Annotated in this window: 12 protein-coding genes; all 12 read right to left on the bottom strand. The window is 57.6% G+C overall.

The window, feature by feature from the left end:
- Positions 1 to 131: 131 nt before the first annotated feature.
- Positions 132 to 695: a pilin gene (locus ACSQ9E_RS29990; protein WP_082604039.1), complete on the bottom strand. Its 564-nt coding sequence runs from the start codon at positions 693 to 695 to the stop codon at positions 132 to 134.
- An 87-nt stretch (positions 696 to 782) separates the two neighbouring features.
- Positions 783 to 2,318: a spermidine synthase gene (locus tag ACSQ9E_RS29985; protein ID WP_082604038.1), complete on the bottom strand. Its 1,536-nt coding sequence runs from the start codon at positions 2,316 to 2,318 to the stop codon at positions 783 to 785.
- Position 2,319: 1 nt separating this feature from the next.
- Positions 2,320 to 2,823 (bottom strand): hypothetical protein, encoded by a 504-nt coding sequence (locus tag ACSQ9E_RS29980; protein WP_157412371.1) that lies wholly within the window; start codon positions 2,821 to 2,823, stop codon positions 2,320 to 2,322.
- A gap of 135 nt (positions 2,824 to 2,958) precedes the next feature.
- The gene (locus tag ACSQ9E_RS29975; RefSeq protein WP_436219954.1) at positions 2,959 to 4,686 is read right to left on the bottom strand and encodes a phosphoethanolamine transferase; all 1,728 of its coding nucleotides are present in this window, start codon (positions 4,684 to 4,686) and stop codon (positions 2,959 to 2,961) included.
- Positions 4,687 to 4,703: 17 nt separating this feature from the next.
- Positions 4,704 to 5,510: a TfpX/TfpZ family type IV pilin accessory protein gene (locus ACSQ9E_RS29970; protein WP_436219953.1), complete on the bottom strand. Its 807-nt coding sequence runs from the start codon at positions 5,508 to 5,510 to the stop codon at positions 4,704 to 4,706.
- A 72-nt stretch (positions 5,511 to 5,582) separates the two neighbouring features.
- A complete protein-coding gene (locus ACSQ9E_RS29965) occupies positions 5,583 to 6,119 on the bottom strand; it encodes a pilin (protein ID WP_057200615.1) in 537 nt (178 codons plus the stop codon).
- Positions 6,120 to 6,343: 224 nt separating this feature from the next.
- Positions 6,344 to 7,135, bottom strand: a complete 792-nt coding sequence (locus tag ACSQ9E_RS29960) for an MBL fold metallo-hydrolase (protein ID WP_057200614.1) — start codon at positions 7,133 to 7,135, stop codon at positions 6,344 to 6,346.
- Positions 7,136 to 7,200: 65 nt separating this feature from the next.
- The gene (locus ACSQ9E_RS29955; protein ID WP_057200613.1) at positions 7,201 to 9,459 is read right to left on the bottom strand and encodes a CHASE2 domain-containing protein; all 2,259 of its coding nucleotides are present in this window, start codon (positions 9,457 to 9,459) and stop codon (positions 7,201 to 7,203) included.
- An 83-nt stretch (positions 9,460 to 9,542) separates the two neighbouring features.
- Positions 9,543 to 10,199, bottom strand: a complete 657-nt coding sequence (locus ACSQ9E_RS29950; RefSeq protein WP_057200612.1) for an FHA domain-containing protein — start codon at positions 10,197 to 10,199, stop codon at positions 9,543 to 9,545.
- 40 nt (positions 10,200 to 10,239) lie between these two features.
- Positions 10,240 to 11,028 (bottom strand): Stp1/IreP family PP2C-type Ser/Thr phosphatase, encoded by a 789-nt coding sequence (locus ACSQ9E_RS29945; RefSeq protein ID WP_057200611.1) that lies wholly within the window; start codon positions 11,026 to 11,028, stop codon positions 10,240 to 10,242.
- 19 nt (positions 11,029 to 11,047) lie between these two features.
- Complete coding sequence (locus ACSQ9E_RS29940) at positions 11,048 to 13,699, bottom strand: CHASE2 domain-containing serine/threonine-protein kinase (RefSeq protein ID WP_436219952.1); 2,652 nt, start codon at positions 13,697 to 13,699, stop codon at positions 11,048 to 11,050.
- Positions 13,700 to 13,857: 158 nt separating this feature from the next.
- Complete coding sequence (locus ACSQ9E_RS29935; RefSeq protein WP_436176120.1) at positions 13,858 to 14,547, bottom strand: TerC family protein; 690 nt, start codon at positions 14,545 to 14,547, stop codon at positions 13,858 to 13,860.
- Positions 14,548 to 14,675 lie beyond the last annotated feature (128 nt).

Here is a 14,675-nt window from a genome sequence, read left to right as displayed (position 1 = left end):
GAGCAGCAACTACGGCTCCAATATTATAAACCGCATTGCAAAATTCCAGCGCAGTATTCTATACTGTAAACCAATATTTAGGTACCCATTCGGATGGGATTGCGTGCGCGACAACCGTCTTGATAAAATACTCAACGGCATTCGGATGGTGCATATTTAGCGGGCATATTTGCGAGCACCCGATTCCCCAGTCCACGGGCCGTGGCCACGGCTCCGGTTGCACTCGTACAAGCCCAATCAATCGGTCCTATTGCCGCGGCAACCGGTACGGCGTTATTTGCATTCGGGGCTAAATTGATATAGGCGCCATTCAAAGAGATCGGCATCCCATTACCAGCCGTAGCTGAAACCGCAATAGAAATAACCCATGGAGAAGAACCTGCCGCGCAGATTGCGGCGGTTGGCGCAGCGGTTCCCGCCCCCACGCAATAATTCAAAACGTATTTTGAAGATTTTTGGATTGGCGGTATATTATTAAGAGCGCCGGCAGCAGCATCTAGCCCGGTGGTACTATCGGAAAGAAAAGCTTCGCTCATTATTGTTTTCGCAGCCGAGCCAGCAAGAATAACCTCGCTGATTTTTGCACGTATAGTATAGTCCTGGTATGCAGGGAGAGCAATTGCGGCCAATATTCCAACGATTGCAACCACAACCATCAACTCTATGAGGGTAAACCCTTTGTTGAATAAACGCATTTTGTAACCTCGATTAGGTAATTTAATCAAACGCCACCATCAAGAACTGCAAAACCCATCAAACCTCGAAAAATGGAATTCACATAATCAATAGAGTGCTTCACCATATTTGAATTCCGTTAACATGTTTTGATCTGTAACTTTTTCAAACTTCCGAGTCGCGGCCTTCTGGGCTAAATCCAACTCAACAAAAGGCTCGTTCAGAAATTCATCAATTTTTGAAATCGAACCGGAATTGAAAAATTCTTTGCCCTGGATTTTTAGTGCTGAGTACAAATCTTTTATCCGGCGCGAATTCTTTTGAGCGCGAAAGTCAAAATTGGCGGCATATACAAAGTTTTTATACCTATAAACATTGGGAAATACATTGGCAGCCGTATAAAACGCATCGCCTGAACCCGTCGCATTGAATGCGAGTATTGCCCCCTCTGCCATTCTATGTTTCACTATTTCCATGAAATCTGAAGAAAGAAGCAAGCTGGAGTTGGCACGCCAATGCCAAGTTGTGTTCATAATCACAACATCATATTTTTGATTTTTATTGTTTCGAAGCCATCTTCGTGCGTCGTCCACCACAACGTTCACTCGCGGGTCCCTGAGGGCCTCTGATTGAAAGGGGTATGCCTTGGCTGCATCCAAGTACCCTGGATTGATCTCTACTACATCAATATGCTGAACATCTTGAAATGTATTTACCAAGGCTAGCCATGTTCCGATTGAAAGACCGACCATCAGAACTCTTTTTGGCTCCGGGTGCAAAGCAACGGCAAGCAGTGGTCGTTGAAGGCCATTCGTATTCAAGCCCGGGTCCAAGTTAGTTGTTCCATCATATACATTTCCGCCAAAAATCGCATCGTCTCCTTCCTTCTTGTGAATAATGGTAATTATTCCGTGGCGATTCTCTACAATGGTCTTTGCCCGGCCCGGGTTTTGATTTGCCATTTGCACTAGTTCATGCGGGTCCTGCTTCATGGTCAGCACAACAAGAATTACTGTCACAACAGCAAAAAACAACGTCGCCAAACTTCGGTGGTGAGCTTTCAAAAGAAGCAAAGAAAGGACCATGGATGCGATCAGTTGAAAAACACCGATGATGGCAAAGCTATTCTGGAGGCTGAACGAGTCTAAGAGTAAGTAACCCGTTACCAGCGGTCCAAGTGCAGCACCGAGCACGTTTGACGTATAGACTGCTGCGAACCTGCGCCCCTGTTTTCCCTCGTTTCCTTGATCAGCCCCTAGATGGTGAGCAATTGGAAAGATGAAGGCAATGACCACTGAAGAGGAAGAAATCACCAAGAATGCGCTCAATGGATCTTCAATACCGTGAGAGGTCATCCATCCAAACAAAGCAGGCAACATGAAAGTAAGAATTCCCGCAAACCCAAGCAGGATGATAGAGTATTTCCAAAGTACGGAATGATCTGCATTCCTCTTGCATGCGCGACTGCCCATGTGTGCACCAATTGCAATACCAATCAGATACGCCATGAGGACGAAACCGAATGCAAGCGGTATCGAGTATCGAGAAAACCCATACAGCCTAACCCAAAGTATTTCGACACTTAGACTTGCAAAGCCACAAATAAATGACAAAACGGGTGCATATTTATTATTATTGATCATGTTAATGCTCAACTCGAGTTGACAGCAAAACAGCGGTCAGAGCCAAAAGAGAAACAAGGACATTTCCAGAAGCAGCTGCGAGAATGCTGTGAGAAATCGTCAGAGCAGGGAACATGACGAAAGGCACAATTGCGGCACCAACAGCAGCACCCATAGTATTTACAAAGTAGAGCATTCCCACAGATACCCCGATATTTTCTTTTGACTCGTTGATCAGCAAGGTCAAAATAGGAAGCGTCATACCCATCAAAGTCGTTGGAACGACAAGGAACAAAAAGGAAATAACTGAGCTGACGCCGATACCTCCGCCTGCAGCCGCAAGGTAGTAATCAATCATTGGCAATGTAATCACAGTAGCTGCGCCATAGGCAGCGATTGACAACTCAACCGATATGTATATTTTTAAACGCATGGACGAATATTTATCCGCAACCCATCCACCAATCATTCCACCAAAACCAATACCCAGCATGAACACGGAAACCACGATGGTGACGGAATCCATGTCTACTCCAATTATTCCATAGAGCGATCTTTGCCAACAGATTTGATAGACAAGAGCGCTCACCCCTGATACAAAAAAACTCACCAATATTAGCACCGTGACCATAAAATCCCCAAAAATTCCATCCCAGATAATCTAGCCAGCCGAAATAAAGCAGAAATTTCTTTTTTTCGCTGAGTCAAAATTAATCAAAGCGCCGGAGACGCCAACCAATCGCGTCTTTTCTCGCCCCCCCTGCTTCTCCAAGAGATTCTCGCTATCATTTCTACCCAATACATTAATACCAGAAATTTCAAGAAGCGTGGAAGAAAGTGCTCCGGTGGTAAATGGTGCATTCTTGTTCGCGAGCAACTTTTCCCAGATGTCTCCTCTTACATTCCGCATCTCAGCGCTGAACCAGACAATGAGAGGAACATGATAAGCAGACTCAGTAAAACGCGAGGCGTCTCTGTATTTACATTTACCGCCAGGTAAATCAACCCCATGATCCGAAAAATATGCAACAACAGCCTTGGAGGCGCTCTTACTTACAAGACGTATTACTTCCGCTAAAAAGTAGTCAGTGTAAACCACACTATTGTCATAGCTGTCATTCAGCAACATCTCCTCTGAGACATCCCCACCCCTAGACTCATCGAAAATTCCAAACTCCTTGGGATATCTCTGCTTATAGTCAAAATGACTACCCATTGTGTGAAGAACTACTAATTTTTTTCCATTTTCTTTCAACACTTCAGCCAGAGGACTGATCAGCACCCCATCGAAACTCCCCGACGAATCGAATGTAGCCGGATTGAAAAATCTAACGACTGCAGATTCTCTTGCATGAACGGCAATTGAAGAATCAAACTTACCAAAGGGTGCCTGATTAGAGTACCAATATGTTTTGTATCCGGCCTCTTTAAATGCAGTGATAAAGGATGGGTCTGGATTTAAATCAACACTGCCATCAGGTCGCAATGCCGGGCGATTCGACAAAACACCAGGAACTGCACTTCGTGTAGCCGTTGACAATGCAATCACGTCCCCGAATACGACCATGTTGCTTTCTTTTGAAAGGCGTGGATTTGTTTCCCGTTCGTAACCGAGCAAGCTCCATCGACCAGCGCTAGAAGACTCGCCGACAACGATCACAACTAATTCTGGCATTTCCACATGTTGCGATAGCTTTATATTGACCTTCTTACTTGCTATTGCGGCCTGCACTCCTGCCATCTTTTTCTCTTCAATGCCGTATTGTTGAAATGCTACGACTATATTTACTGGAAAAATATCGAGCCACTGCTGACTCCACCCTTGGGCAACACGACCATCAAACGGATTAGACGAATCTTTTTTAGCAATCCAAGGCGGCATCCCAAGATTAGCGTAGGAGATAAAAATAATGAGAGGCAAGGCGGTAAGCGCCAGCAATCTCGTCTTCTGTGGCCACTCCAACCCTTGACGGTATGATGCCAACAAGGCCGCGCAATAGACACCAATCCAAAGTGATGAAACAGGAATCAACTTTTCGCCATATGCCAGGAAAAAATTGACCGTTTCGGCCGCGGATGTTTCCAATACCAGCGCCATCGATTGCGGAGATACAGGCACACCTAAATTGATGCGCGACCAGAGTTCGATAGGCACCAGGATTGCCAATGGTAATGCCACCAGGAGCCCGATCCATATCTTCTTCAGCACGGAAAAAAAGACAACCAATATGGATGAAGAAAAAAACAGCGCTTCACCATATCGGATATATTGAGTTGGAGTTCCGTCAAGGGTAGCCGTCAAACTAGCCGAAACAAATACCCCACAGAGGGCATAAAATAATAGCCACGCAAAATTCCGCCTGGCATTTTCCATTGAGAGGGAAGGCATACGGCTACCCTCTATTCTCAAAACCCATCGACATGGGAATAGCCGCGAATTCGCGCTGTGACGGGGTCAATAATTACCACCCAATCTGTGGACTTGCGACTAACGAGAGGCAGCCACCGAAGTTCATCCGGATTTTTGGTCTCAGAGTCCAGCGCAGTTTGAACAGCCTTTTGTAGAGAATTCTGCAGAACGTTCGATTGATCCGGTCGTCGAGCATTTAAATCGACTACAGATCGGGATTTCACAAGAACTTCCGGCACTTGCGATTGATAATCCTGCCACCAACTTGGCCGTTGACCTGGCTCAACTCCCTGAAGTGATGCATCAATGCTCGCAAATTTTTCTTCCCCAGTGTGAGCACGCCTTGCCGCGAGCACGCGAGGCGCCGATAGCGTCCAGGGATTGACCCATTCAGGCCAGCGATCAGCTTCAGATTCATCCAAGTCAGCATATCCAACTGCTCTGAATCTATCCACTTCAAAAACGATCGCCAAAGGATGAGTTTGACTAAGAGTATGAACTCCGTAGCCGAGAGCTGACAATTGAAGCACAAGGATAAATCCCAAGTCCATCAGCAGTTCTTTCTTTTCCTTCTTGGGATCAAAGACAATCAATGTCAATATCGGTCCGCAAACTACATCTACGCACAGTACCAGTAGCAGAATCCCCATCCCTCCCGATATTTCTCCCCAAGGCTGAACAAACCAGGTAGAAAATGCAACATAAGCGAGCAAAAAAATAACAATACCTGAAGCCACCAAATGGGCTCCCGCCGCCCGCATGGCAAACAACCAACGATTGCTGCTGAAATTGAAACCGCGCATATCCAATTAATTTTCCAAAAAAAATGCCCGCGAATGCGGGCATTTCATACCTCATCCGCAACTAGCGAATAATTAACGGCATTCAGATGGTGCGTACTTGGCTGGCAGGCCGTTGGCTGCATCCAGAACCTTGTTGCCCAATCCGCGCGCGGTGGCCGTAGCATCAGTGGTGCTGGTGCATGCCCAGTCGATGGCGCCTTGTGCAGTCGACGAAGGAGTAAGCTTTTGCACGTTGGGCGAGAAATTCAGAACCTTGCCATTCAAGCCCGTGGGAATACCATTGCCCGCAGTAGCAGCAACCGCTACGGTGATGTTCCATGGGGAAGCCGTTGCGATGACCACATCGTCAACATACTTGGATTGCTTCTGCGAAGAGCTAACCGCCGCATAGGCAGTGGCTGCAGCCGTCAGACCGGTAATACCGTCCGTTTGGAATGCTTCGGACATCAGCGACTTGGCAGACGACGCAGCGATAACGGCTTCCGAAACCTTCGCGCGCACCGTGTAGTCTTGGTAAGCAGGCAAAGCGACAGCAGCCAAAATACCGATAATCGCCACAACGATCATCAATTCGATCAGGGTAAAGCCCTTTTGCATGGAACGCTTCATATAAATTCTCCTGGGAGTCGGTTGCAAGTGAACACCTGTCGAAAATTTCTCCAGGCTGACTCCACATCAGCAGGTTCCGTGCCACCCCTCTAACACTGCGTCACCGGGCCTGAACCGCTCCCCCAAATGGGTCATTTGTCACCAAAGTGTTTCCCCACCACCACTGAGGGCTTCATCGCGACATTCTTGTCACACCACAAACGTCACCATCTGCAACACAGTCGTCAGAACTCGAACTCGTCCCCTGCCTTGAGCCAATAAATGTCATGCGGAGCGGCCCCCCGGAGCCCCGCGCTCTGGTCGAAGCGGCGGATCTCTTCCATGATCAGCTCAGTCTCTGACGGCTTGGTATGGGTGATGTAGATGGGGCAGCACTTGCCGGGCGTCAGTTGGGCCAGTTCCTGCGCCAGGGTGTGGGGTGACAGATGCAGGCTGCGCTGGGCCAGGGCGGTTTCGCGGTTGCTGAAGGCGGTCTCGATGACCAGCATGGTGACGGGCAAGGCATTGACGCGTTGCCAGAAGTCCGGGTTGCGGCCCGTGTCACCGCTGAACACCCACCAGCCAGTGGTTCCGGCCACCGCGTAGCCCACGGCAGGCACCGTATGCACGGCAGGCAGAACCTCCAGGTGCACGCCTTCGACGTGCAGTCGCTCCCCTACCGAGATCGTCTGGTACTGCAGAAACGGCTGATCGGGCGTGGGAATGCGGCTGAAGTCCGGCCAGATGACATTGTTGAACATATGCGCCTGCAGGGCGGCGATGGTGCCGGGCAGCGCGTGCACCTGTACCGGGCTGCTGCGCAGCGACGACACCGCATCCAGCATCAGCGGCAGTGCCGCAATGTGGTCCAGGTGGGAATGCGTGAGGAACACATGATCGATGCGCCGCATTTCGTCCAGCGCTAGGTCGCCCACCCCTGTCCCTGCATCGATGAGGATGTTGTCATTGACCAGGAAGGAGGTGGTCCGGCAATCTTTGGCGATGGCCCCGGAGCACCCCAGTACGCGAACCTTCATGTCATGCAGTCCTGTTTGTTCCGTCTGTCTCTTCTGGCTGTCTGTTGTTCGTCTGCGTCTGCCGGCTACTTGGTATCGAATTGGGTGGCACCATCCCAGTCCGGCTGGAAGGGTAACACCCGCAGGGCCTCCATGCGGCCGGCATACAGCGAATACAGGATGCTCGCAGGTTGCAATGCCTGCAAATTCTGCAAAAGCAGGGCACATGCATCCCATTCCTGGGCCCGGTAGCTGGCGAGGAACTCGTGCCACAGGGCCAGTTGCTGCTCCCGCTCGGGCGACAGCGGCTCGGCCACCGTGCCCACGGGCGTGTAGATGGTGACTGCCTGGGCCTTGCCCTTCACGCGCACCCGGTCCAGCTCCTGCCAGATGAATCCCGGGGCCATGGCACGGGTCGTGTCGCTGACCACCACGGTCACGCCGTAGGTCTTGGACAGCCCTTCCAGACGGGAGCCCAGGTTGACGGCGTCGCCGATCACCGTGTAGCTGCGCCGGATGTCCGAGCCCATGTCCCCCACGCACATGGTGCCGGTGTTCAGGCCGATGCCCACGCCGATCTCCGGCAGGCCCTTGCTGCGGTGCTCTTCGTTGAGCTCGGCCACGGCCCGCACCATGTCCAGCGCGGCCATGACCGCCATGTGGGCATGCTCCGGGGTCACCACCGGGGCCCCCCAGAACGCCATCACGCAGTCGCCCATGTACTTGTCGATGGTGCCGTGCCGGCTGCGCAGGATATGCGTCAGGCGGCTGAACACGCCATTGAGCAGCGCCTGCAGCTGCAACGGCTCCATGCGCTCCGACAGGGCGGTAAAGCCGCGCATGTCGCAGAACATCACCGTCAGTTCCTGGTTGGTAGCCTGCATGCTGTAACGCTCGGGCTCCTTGACCATTTCGTCCACCAGCTCGGGCGGCACATAGGTGCCGAACAAGGTGGCCAGCTCCCGCTTGGACCGGCTTTCCACGAAATAGCCGTAGACCATGTTCAGCGCGAAGGCGGAAAGCGCCATCACCAGGGCCGTTGCCAGGGGCATGACCAGGCCATGCGCCAGGTACAGCCAGAGATTGCCCCCCACCAAGCCTGACACCAGGGCCGCACTGAGCAGTACCGCCCACCCCGCCGTCAGCAACGGAAGCAGCAATGCCAACAGCAGGCCGGAAAACAACAGCTGAAGCACGTCAAAGCCCCGCGCGTATTCCGGCTGGACGATGTTCGTGCCGTCCAGAAAAGCCGACAGCACATTGGCATGCGTCTCCACACCAGGATAATTTCTTGCCACGGGAGTCGCGCGCAGATCCACCAACCCGGGTGCAGTGGATCCGACGAGCACCATGCGGTCCTTCAGACTGCCCGCCGTCAGCCGCCCTTCCAGTACATCGCTGGCCGAGATGTAGCGAAACGACCCTCCCGTTACATCGCCCAGACCGCGGTAGGGCACCAAGGCGGTCAGCCTGTCGTCGACCGGCAGCGTGAGGGAGCGTCCGCCCGTGCGCAGAATGAGGCCCTGCAGCACATCATGGTCCCCCTCTGAGCGTGCGTAGAGCGGATACAGGTCCGGCATGCCCAGTGCGGTCCGCAGCATGGCCAGGGCCAGCGACTCGTAGTAGCGCCCCTGGTACTCCGCCAGCAGCGGCAAGGCGCGCACGATGCCATCGGGGTCGGTGGCGGAATTGAAGAATCCGGCCGAGGCAGCCGCCAGAGCGAACGTCTCTACATTTCCGCCATAACCGACCCAGGAGGTAGAAGCGAGGGGACGCCCCCGAAGGCGTTCCACAGGCAGCGCAGGTTCGGGCAAAGCGCCCCGACTCCGGCCATCGCGGTCACTGGTAAAGTAGTACCCCAGCACCACGGGCCGACCCCGCAGCGATTCGGCAAAAAGCGCATCGTAGTCCAGCGACGGTGCCAGACGGCTAAGCTGCTCGGAAAAGCCGGGTTGCCCGCGCAAGGGACCATCGGCCAGGCGCCGCAGGTTCGCTAGGCCCGAGCTGGAGTCAGGCTCCGCGAAGAGCACGTCGAAACCGAGCACCGCAACCTGCTGGCGCTCCAGCAGTTCTGTGGCCAAGCGGGCCATCTTGTCGCGCCCCCAGGGCCATCGGCCCACACGCTCCAGGCTGTGCTCATCGATATCGACGATGACGATGCGCTCGTCCATCGTGCGCGGCATGGTCGCCAGCAAGCGGGTGTCGTAAACAATGCTCTCAAGCCGGTCCAGCACCGGCAGGTGCAGGATACCCACCACATGCAGCAGCGCAAACGCCAGCGGGAGCATCGTCACCGCCATGCGACGCCAGCGGCGCGCCAACCAGTGGGCGATCCGTTGGCGCATGGACCTAACCCGGCAGTGCCTGGTGGTTCATGGCAATGTCCATGGCACAGGCCGGTTTGGGTAGCCGGAGGCCAGCGCGCCCGTCAGGTCTGCTCGAACTGCATCTCGGTGCCTGCCAGCTCCAGCTTGTCGCCGTGCTTGAGCGGCACCGGCGACAGCCCGATGGCCGAGCCGTTGAGCAGCGGCATGTCCGGGCCTTCCACATGCGCCAGCACGAAGCCGTGGTGGCGCTTGGTGATGGAGGCCACGGCAACGCCCGGCTTGCCAATGGTGGTCACCACCTTGAGCAGCGAGACCTCGCGCCCTGCGGCTGCGCCGGACATGACCTTGATCACCGCCGTGATCGGTGCGGGTGGCGGGGCACCCGGCAGCCCTGCCGGGCGCGATACGGCGCCCAGCGGCGGCACCATGCCGGGCTTGAAGATCATGGTCTTCTCGAAATTCTCGCCCTCGGCCTCGTGCAGGAAGCGGATCTTGTACTTGCCCACTTCCACCGTATCGCCATTGCGCAGCTCCTGGCGCTTGACGGCCTTGGCATTCACGTAGGTACCGTTGGTGCTGCCCAGGTCCTCGATCTCGACGTCATTCCCGACCATGTGGAAGATCGCGTGCTCGCCGCTCACCGCCAGGTTGTCGATCACGATATCGTTGTACGGCCTGCGTCCAAGGGTGGTGCGGTCCTTGGTCAACTGAACTTCCTTGATGACGACGCCGTCGATCGAAACGATCATTCTGGGCATGATCCACTCCTGATTTGAGATTTGTTATGGGCCGGCACCGTCATGCAGCACCCAGCAGGCGGGACATCAGGCTGCGCTTCTTGCCCCCCGCACCAGCCTGTACCAGCAGTACGCTAACGTTATCACGACCGCCGTGTGCATTGGCGGTATCAATAAGCAATGTGGTTTTTTCCTCCAGCGGGAGGGATGCACGCACCATCTCCGCCAGATCGGCATCGGACACCATGTCCGTGAGCCCGTCCGAGCACATCAGGAACAGGTCGTGCGGCGCCACCTGGAATTCATTGACTTCCATGAGCACATTGGGCTCCACGCCCAGAGCGCGGGTGACCAGGTTGCGGTTCGAGGAGATCGCCGCCTGGTGCGGCGTGAGGATGCCGGCATCCACCTGCTCCTGCAGCCACGAGTGGTCACGCGTGATCTGCTGCAGCACTCCGCCGCGCAGGCGGTAGCAGCGTGAATCGCCGATGTGCCCAAGAATCAGCCGGGATCCCTGGAAGATGCCCGCCACCAGCGTGGTCCCCATGCCGGCGTACTGCGGGTTCGAAAGCGACGCCCCCAAAATGGCATGGTTGGCGTTTTCCACGCAGATTTCCAGCGCTCGGCGCACATCCGTCGCCTGGGGGGTACTGCCGGCCTGGGACAGCCAGCGGGCCATTTCCGTGCGGATGAAGGTGGTGGCCATGCCGCTGGCGACTTCGCCTGCGTTGTAGCCCCCCATGCCATCGGCCAGGATGGCCAGCTGGGCATCCCGGTCGATCGCGACGGCGTCTTCGTTGTTGCTGCGCACCCGCCCCCGATCGGTGCGCGCAAAAAAATCGTAATTCATGGATAAAGCGGCACAGGCCTCATCGGGCGCTGGATGGCGGCAGCGAAGAGTCCCTCTGTGCAGGATATTCCGTCACTGTTTCCTGAAAGTCCGCCATGTCGTTCCGTGTTGCCTTGCGAGCCGCATCATAGACGACTGTCCGCTGGTTTGTGCCGGTTTCAGCGGCTACCAGCGCTGCCAGTGCACGCCGGATCTCGGCCGCAAACTGGCGCCCCGTCTGGTAACGGGCTTCGGGGCGTTTCATCATCGACAGCGCCACCACCTCAGCCACCTCGGCCGACAGCTCGGGCCGCAGCGTGCGCACGTCGGGCGCCGGCACGCTGGCAATCTTATGCATCAGCTCGGGCATGGAGGCTCCGCGCAGCGGCAACGAGCCGGTGAGCATCTGGAACAGCGTCACGCCCAGCGAATACAGGTCCGAGCGCCCGTCCACCTTCTTGCCCGCCAGCTGTTCGGGCGACATGAAGCTCGGTGTGCCCAGTACCAGCCCCGTGCGGGTCTTGCTGGAATCGGTGATGCGCGCAATGCCGAAGTCGGTCACCTTGACCGCATCGGTCGCCGCGTCGAACATGACGTTGGCCGGCTTGATGTCGCGGTGCACCACCTGGTTGGCATGGGCATAGTCGAGCGCCTCGGCCACGCGGGCCGCCACCGACAGCGCCAGCGGCACCGGCAGCAGGTTGCCCTCCTTGCAGAAGGGCGACAGGTCCGTCCCCTTGAGGAACTCCATGGAGATATAGGCCAGGTCGTGCTCCTCGCCCGCATCGAAGATGGTCACGATGTAGGGATGCTGCAGGCGCCCCGCCGTCTCGGCCTCGCGAAAGAAGCGCGCACGGGCGTCGATCAGCCCGTCGCCCTCGAACTCCTGTCCCAGGGCCAGCGTCTTGATGGCCACCATGCGGCCGATCTTCGGATCGCGCCCCAGGTACACCACGCCCATGGAACCCTTGCCGAGCTCCTTAGTGATTTCGTAGCGGCCCAGCATGGGCAGACCGATGGTCGCGTCGCCCGGCAGGCGCGGCGTGGCCGGTACGCTGGGCATGGGCATCGGTGCCGAACTCGGTGGCGGCGCCGTGTCGGGCTGGCCCGAAGCCGACTTGGCCCGGGCGCGCATCTTCCGGTAGCGGGTCTTGGCGTCCTTGTACTGCCTGTCGTGGCGCAGGATGCGCTCGTACACCAGTTTGGCCATGGCGTAGTTGCGCTTGCGCTCAAAATCCTGTGCCAGGTGGTACAGGTTGTCCTTGAGGGCCTCGGTCATCGGCAGGCGGCGAAAGTGCTCGAACGCCTGCTCCAGCTTGCCCTGGCCATGCAGCGCCAAGCCCAGCATGCGCTTGGACTCGGCTGCCTCGGCAGACTTCGTGCGGGAGGCGCCCCCGCCACCGCGCAGCTTCAGCGCCAGCATGGCGGCCTGACCCACAGCCACCACCAGCGCAGCCCCCAGCAGCGAGAAGGAGATCAGCGCGTGCTCCAGTGCCAGCCACTGGGCCCCGGCCAGTGCCAGCAGCAAGGCCATGCTCACGGTCAAGCCGGCCAGTGCACTCACCTGCGGCAACGCCAACGCCAAGTACAGCACTGCCGCCACGATCGCCAGCCAGGCCACCGGCAGCGCCCAATCCGGCGCCGTCACGGCATGGCCCTGGCGGATGGTCGACACCATCTGCGCCAGCACCTCCACCGGGTACAGCGACTGGCCGCCTGGCGTTGCCAGGGGCGGCGCCTGTGCGGCCGAAGTGAAACCCACCAGCACGGTCTTGCCCTGGAAGCCGGAGGCGCCTGCCGGAGACAGCACCTGTGCGAACGCGGTCCGGGCAAACACCGGCTGGCCGCCTTCCGGCGCATGGAACAGGGGCCGCAGCACCGACGTACTGTCGGTCGCAATGCCCAGGCTGCCCAGCCGCAACCAGGGCGCAGCGGCCTGCAGGCGCAGATCGGACGCGCCCAGTTGCAGGCTGCGCAGCACCGTCAACAGCGCGACCGATGGCACTGCGGCGCTGTCATGCGCCAGCAGCAGAGGCATCTGGCGCAGCACACCGTCGGGGTCAGAGTCCAGCTGCAGGTGGCCAATGGCAGATGCCGCCGCACCCAGGACCGCGGGGGGATGCCGCCCCGAGGCCGCAGGCACGGCATGCTCGCCCGGATTGGCCAGCGCGCTGCGGCGCACATACGGCGGCAGCGGTGTGGCAGGGCCGGTCGCCGCATACTGCGACACCAGCACCACGTTGCCTGCGCGCTGCATGCTCGCAGCCAGCCGCGCATCGCCCGACAGGGCGGCGCTGTCCGCGCCAGGCACGCCAGCCGCCTGTGGCTCGCCAGACACGGCGGGAGCAGGAAGGGGCAAGGGGCGGGCCGGCGTTTCCGGCAGCGGCATGGTGTAGACGATGGCCCGGGCGCCGGCGGCCGTGAGCTGGTCTACGAAACGGGCGTGGACCTCGGGCTGCCAGGGCCAGGGCCCCAGGGTCTTGAAGCTGCGGTCATCGATGCCGACAACCGCCAGGTCTGCAGCGGGCTCGGCCGACGTGCTGCCGACGGCGGCGTCGTACATGGCCAGATCCAGCCGGTGCACCCAGCCCATCGCGCTGGCCACGGCCACCACGACGGCGGCCACCAGTGCGCAGACAAAGCCATCGGTACGCCACCAAACCAGCTGCTGTCCCGATGTTGTTCTGCCCACTTGCAATCGATCCACGGAGGTAATGAGATACCTTTAGAAGCAATTTCCAAGCCCGGCCCCGGGCGGCCCTTGGCGCGCCCCAGACCCCATGGTCGCGGCCCTTGCCTGCCGTTCTTGTCGCTGGCACGCAACGCTCGGCGCTGCAAGTGCCATTTTTGTCAGGTCGAGGCGGCCGCGCGGCTGGCGCGGCGCTGCCAGAGCTTGCCACCGCCCACCACCAGAATGGCGCCCAATGCCGCAGCCACATAGTGCAGCGAAGGATGCGCCGCCACCAGGCCCTGCAGTGCCGTATCGCCAGCGATGGTCTCGCCCGCCACCCAGCCAATGAGGGCCGCGCCCAGCACCACGATCACCGGGAAACGCTCCATCAGCTTGATCATCATCGTGCTGCCGAACACCACCAGCGGAATGCTGATGGCCAGGCCCAGCACCAGCAGCGTGGTGCTGCCCTGGGCCGCTGCAGCCACGGCGATCACATTGTCCAGGCTCATGACCAGGTCGGCCATCAGAATGGTACGCACGGCAGCCATCAGGCTGCCATAGGTCTTGGATTCGCCTTCGTCCTCGTCGCTTTCGCTGAGCAGCTGGAAGCCGATCCACAGCAGCAGGCAACCGCCCACGATCTGCAGGAAGGACAGGGCCAGAAGCTTGGCTGCCACCACTGTGAGCAGCACGCGCAGCACCACCGCTGCGCCGGAGCCCCAGAACACTGCCTTGCGTTGCTGCTCAGGGGGTAGCGAGCGAGCCGCCAGGGCGATCACCACCGCGTTGTCACCCGAGAGGATGATGTTGATCCAGACGATCTTGATCAGGCCGATCCAGAAGTCGGCACCTTGCAGAAATTCCATTGTCGATGACTCCACTGTTATGAATGCAAGAAGCGCCCGGAACCGGGGTTCCGGGCGCTTCTTTTTTTGGAGCGGCCAGTGTATCGGGCACTTGCGCCCGATGCGTCCGTAATTGTGCTTACGGACGG

The organism is Acidovorax sp. LjRoot118, from assembly GCF_964253575.1.
Taxonomy (GTDB): Bacteria; Pseudomonadota; Gammaproteobacteria; order Burkholderiales; family Burkholderiaceae_C; genus Acidovorax.
Note: the sequence above shows the minus strand (reverse complement) of the source record. Positions and strands in the feature narration are given on the sequence as shown.

What these genes read in the sequence shown, in the direction of transcription:
- ACSQ9E_RS29990 (WP_082604039.1), bottom strand. Translation starts at nt 695, where the DNA reads ATGCGTTTATTCAACAAAGGGTTTACCCTCATAGAGTTGATGGTTGTG.
- ACSQ9E_RS29985 (WP_082604038.1), bottom strand. Translation starts at nt 2,318, where the DNA reads ATGATCAATAATAATAAATATGCACCCGTTTTGTCATTTATTTGTGGC.
- ACSQ9E_RS29980 (WP_157412371.1), bottom strand. Translation starts at nt 2,823, where the DNA reads ATGGATTCCGTCACCATCGTGGTTTCCGTGTTCATGCTGGGTATTGGT.
- ACSQ9E_RS29975 (WP_436219954.1), bottom strand. Translation starts at nt 4,686, where the DNA reads ATGCCTTCCCTCTCAATGGAAAATGCCAGGCGGAATTTTGCGTGGCTA.
- ACSQ9E_RS29970 (WP_436219953.1), bottom strand. Translation starts at nt 5,510, where the DNA reads ATGCGCGGTTTCAATTTCAGCAGCAATCGTTGGTTGTTTGCCATGCGG.
- ACSQ9E_RS29965 (WP_057200615.1), bottom strand. Translation starts at nt 6,119, where the DNA reads ATGAAGCGTTCCATGCAAAAGGGCTTTACCCTGATCGAATTGATGATC.
- ACSQ9E_RS29960 (WP_057200614.1), bottom strand. Translation starts at nt 7,135, where the DNA reads ATGAAGGTTCGCGTACTGGGGTGCTCCGGGGCCATCGCCAAAGATTGC.
- ACSQ9E_RS29955 (WP_057200613.1), bottom strand. Translation starts at nt 9,459, where the DNA reads ATGCGCCAACGGATCGCCCACTGGTTGGCGCGCCGCTGGCGTCGCATG.
- ACSQ9E_RS29950 (WP_057200612.1), bottom strand. Translation starts at nt 10,199, where the DNA reads ATGCCCAGAATGATCGTTTCGATCGACGGCGTCGTCATCAAGGAAGTT.
- ACSQ9E_RS29945 (WP_057200611.1), bottom strand. Translation starts at nt 11,028, where the DNA reads ATGAATTACGATTTTTTTGCGCGCACCGATCGGGGGCGGGTGCGCAGC.
- ACSQ9E_RS29935 (WP_436176120.1), bottom strand. Translation starts at nt 14,547, where the DNA reads ATGGAATTTCTGCAAGGTGCCGACTTCTGGATCGGCCTGATCAAGATC.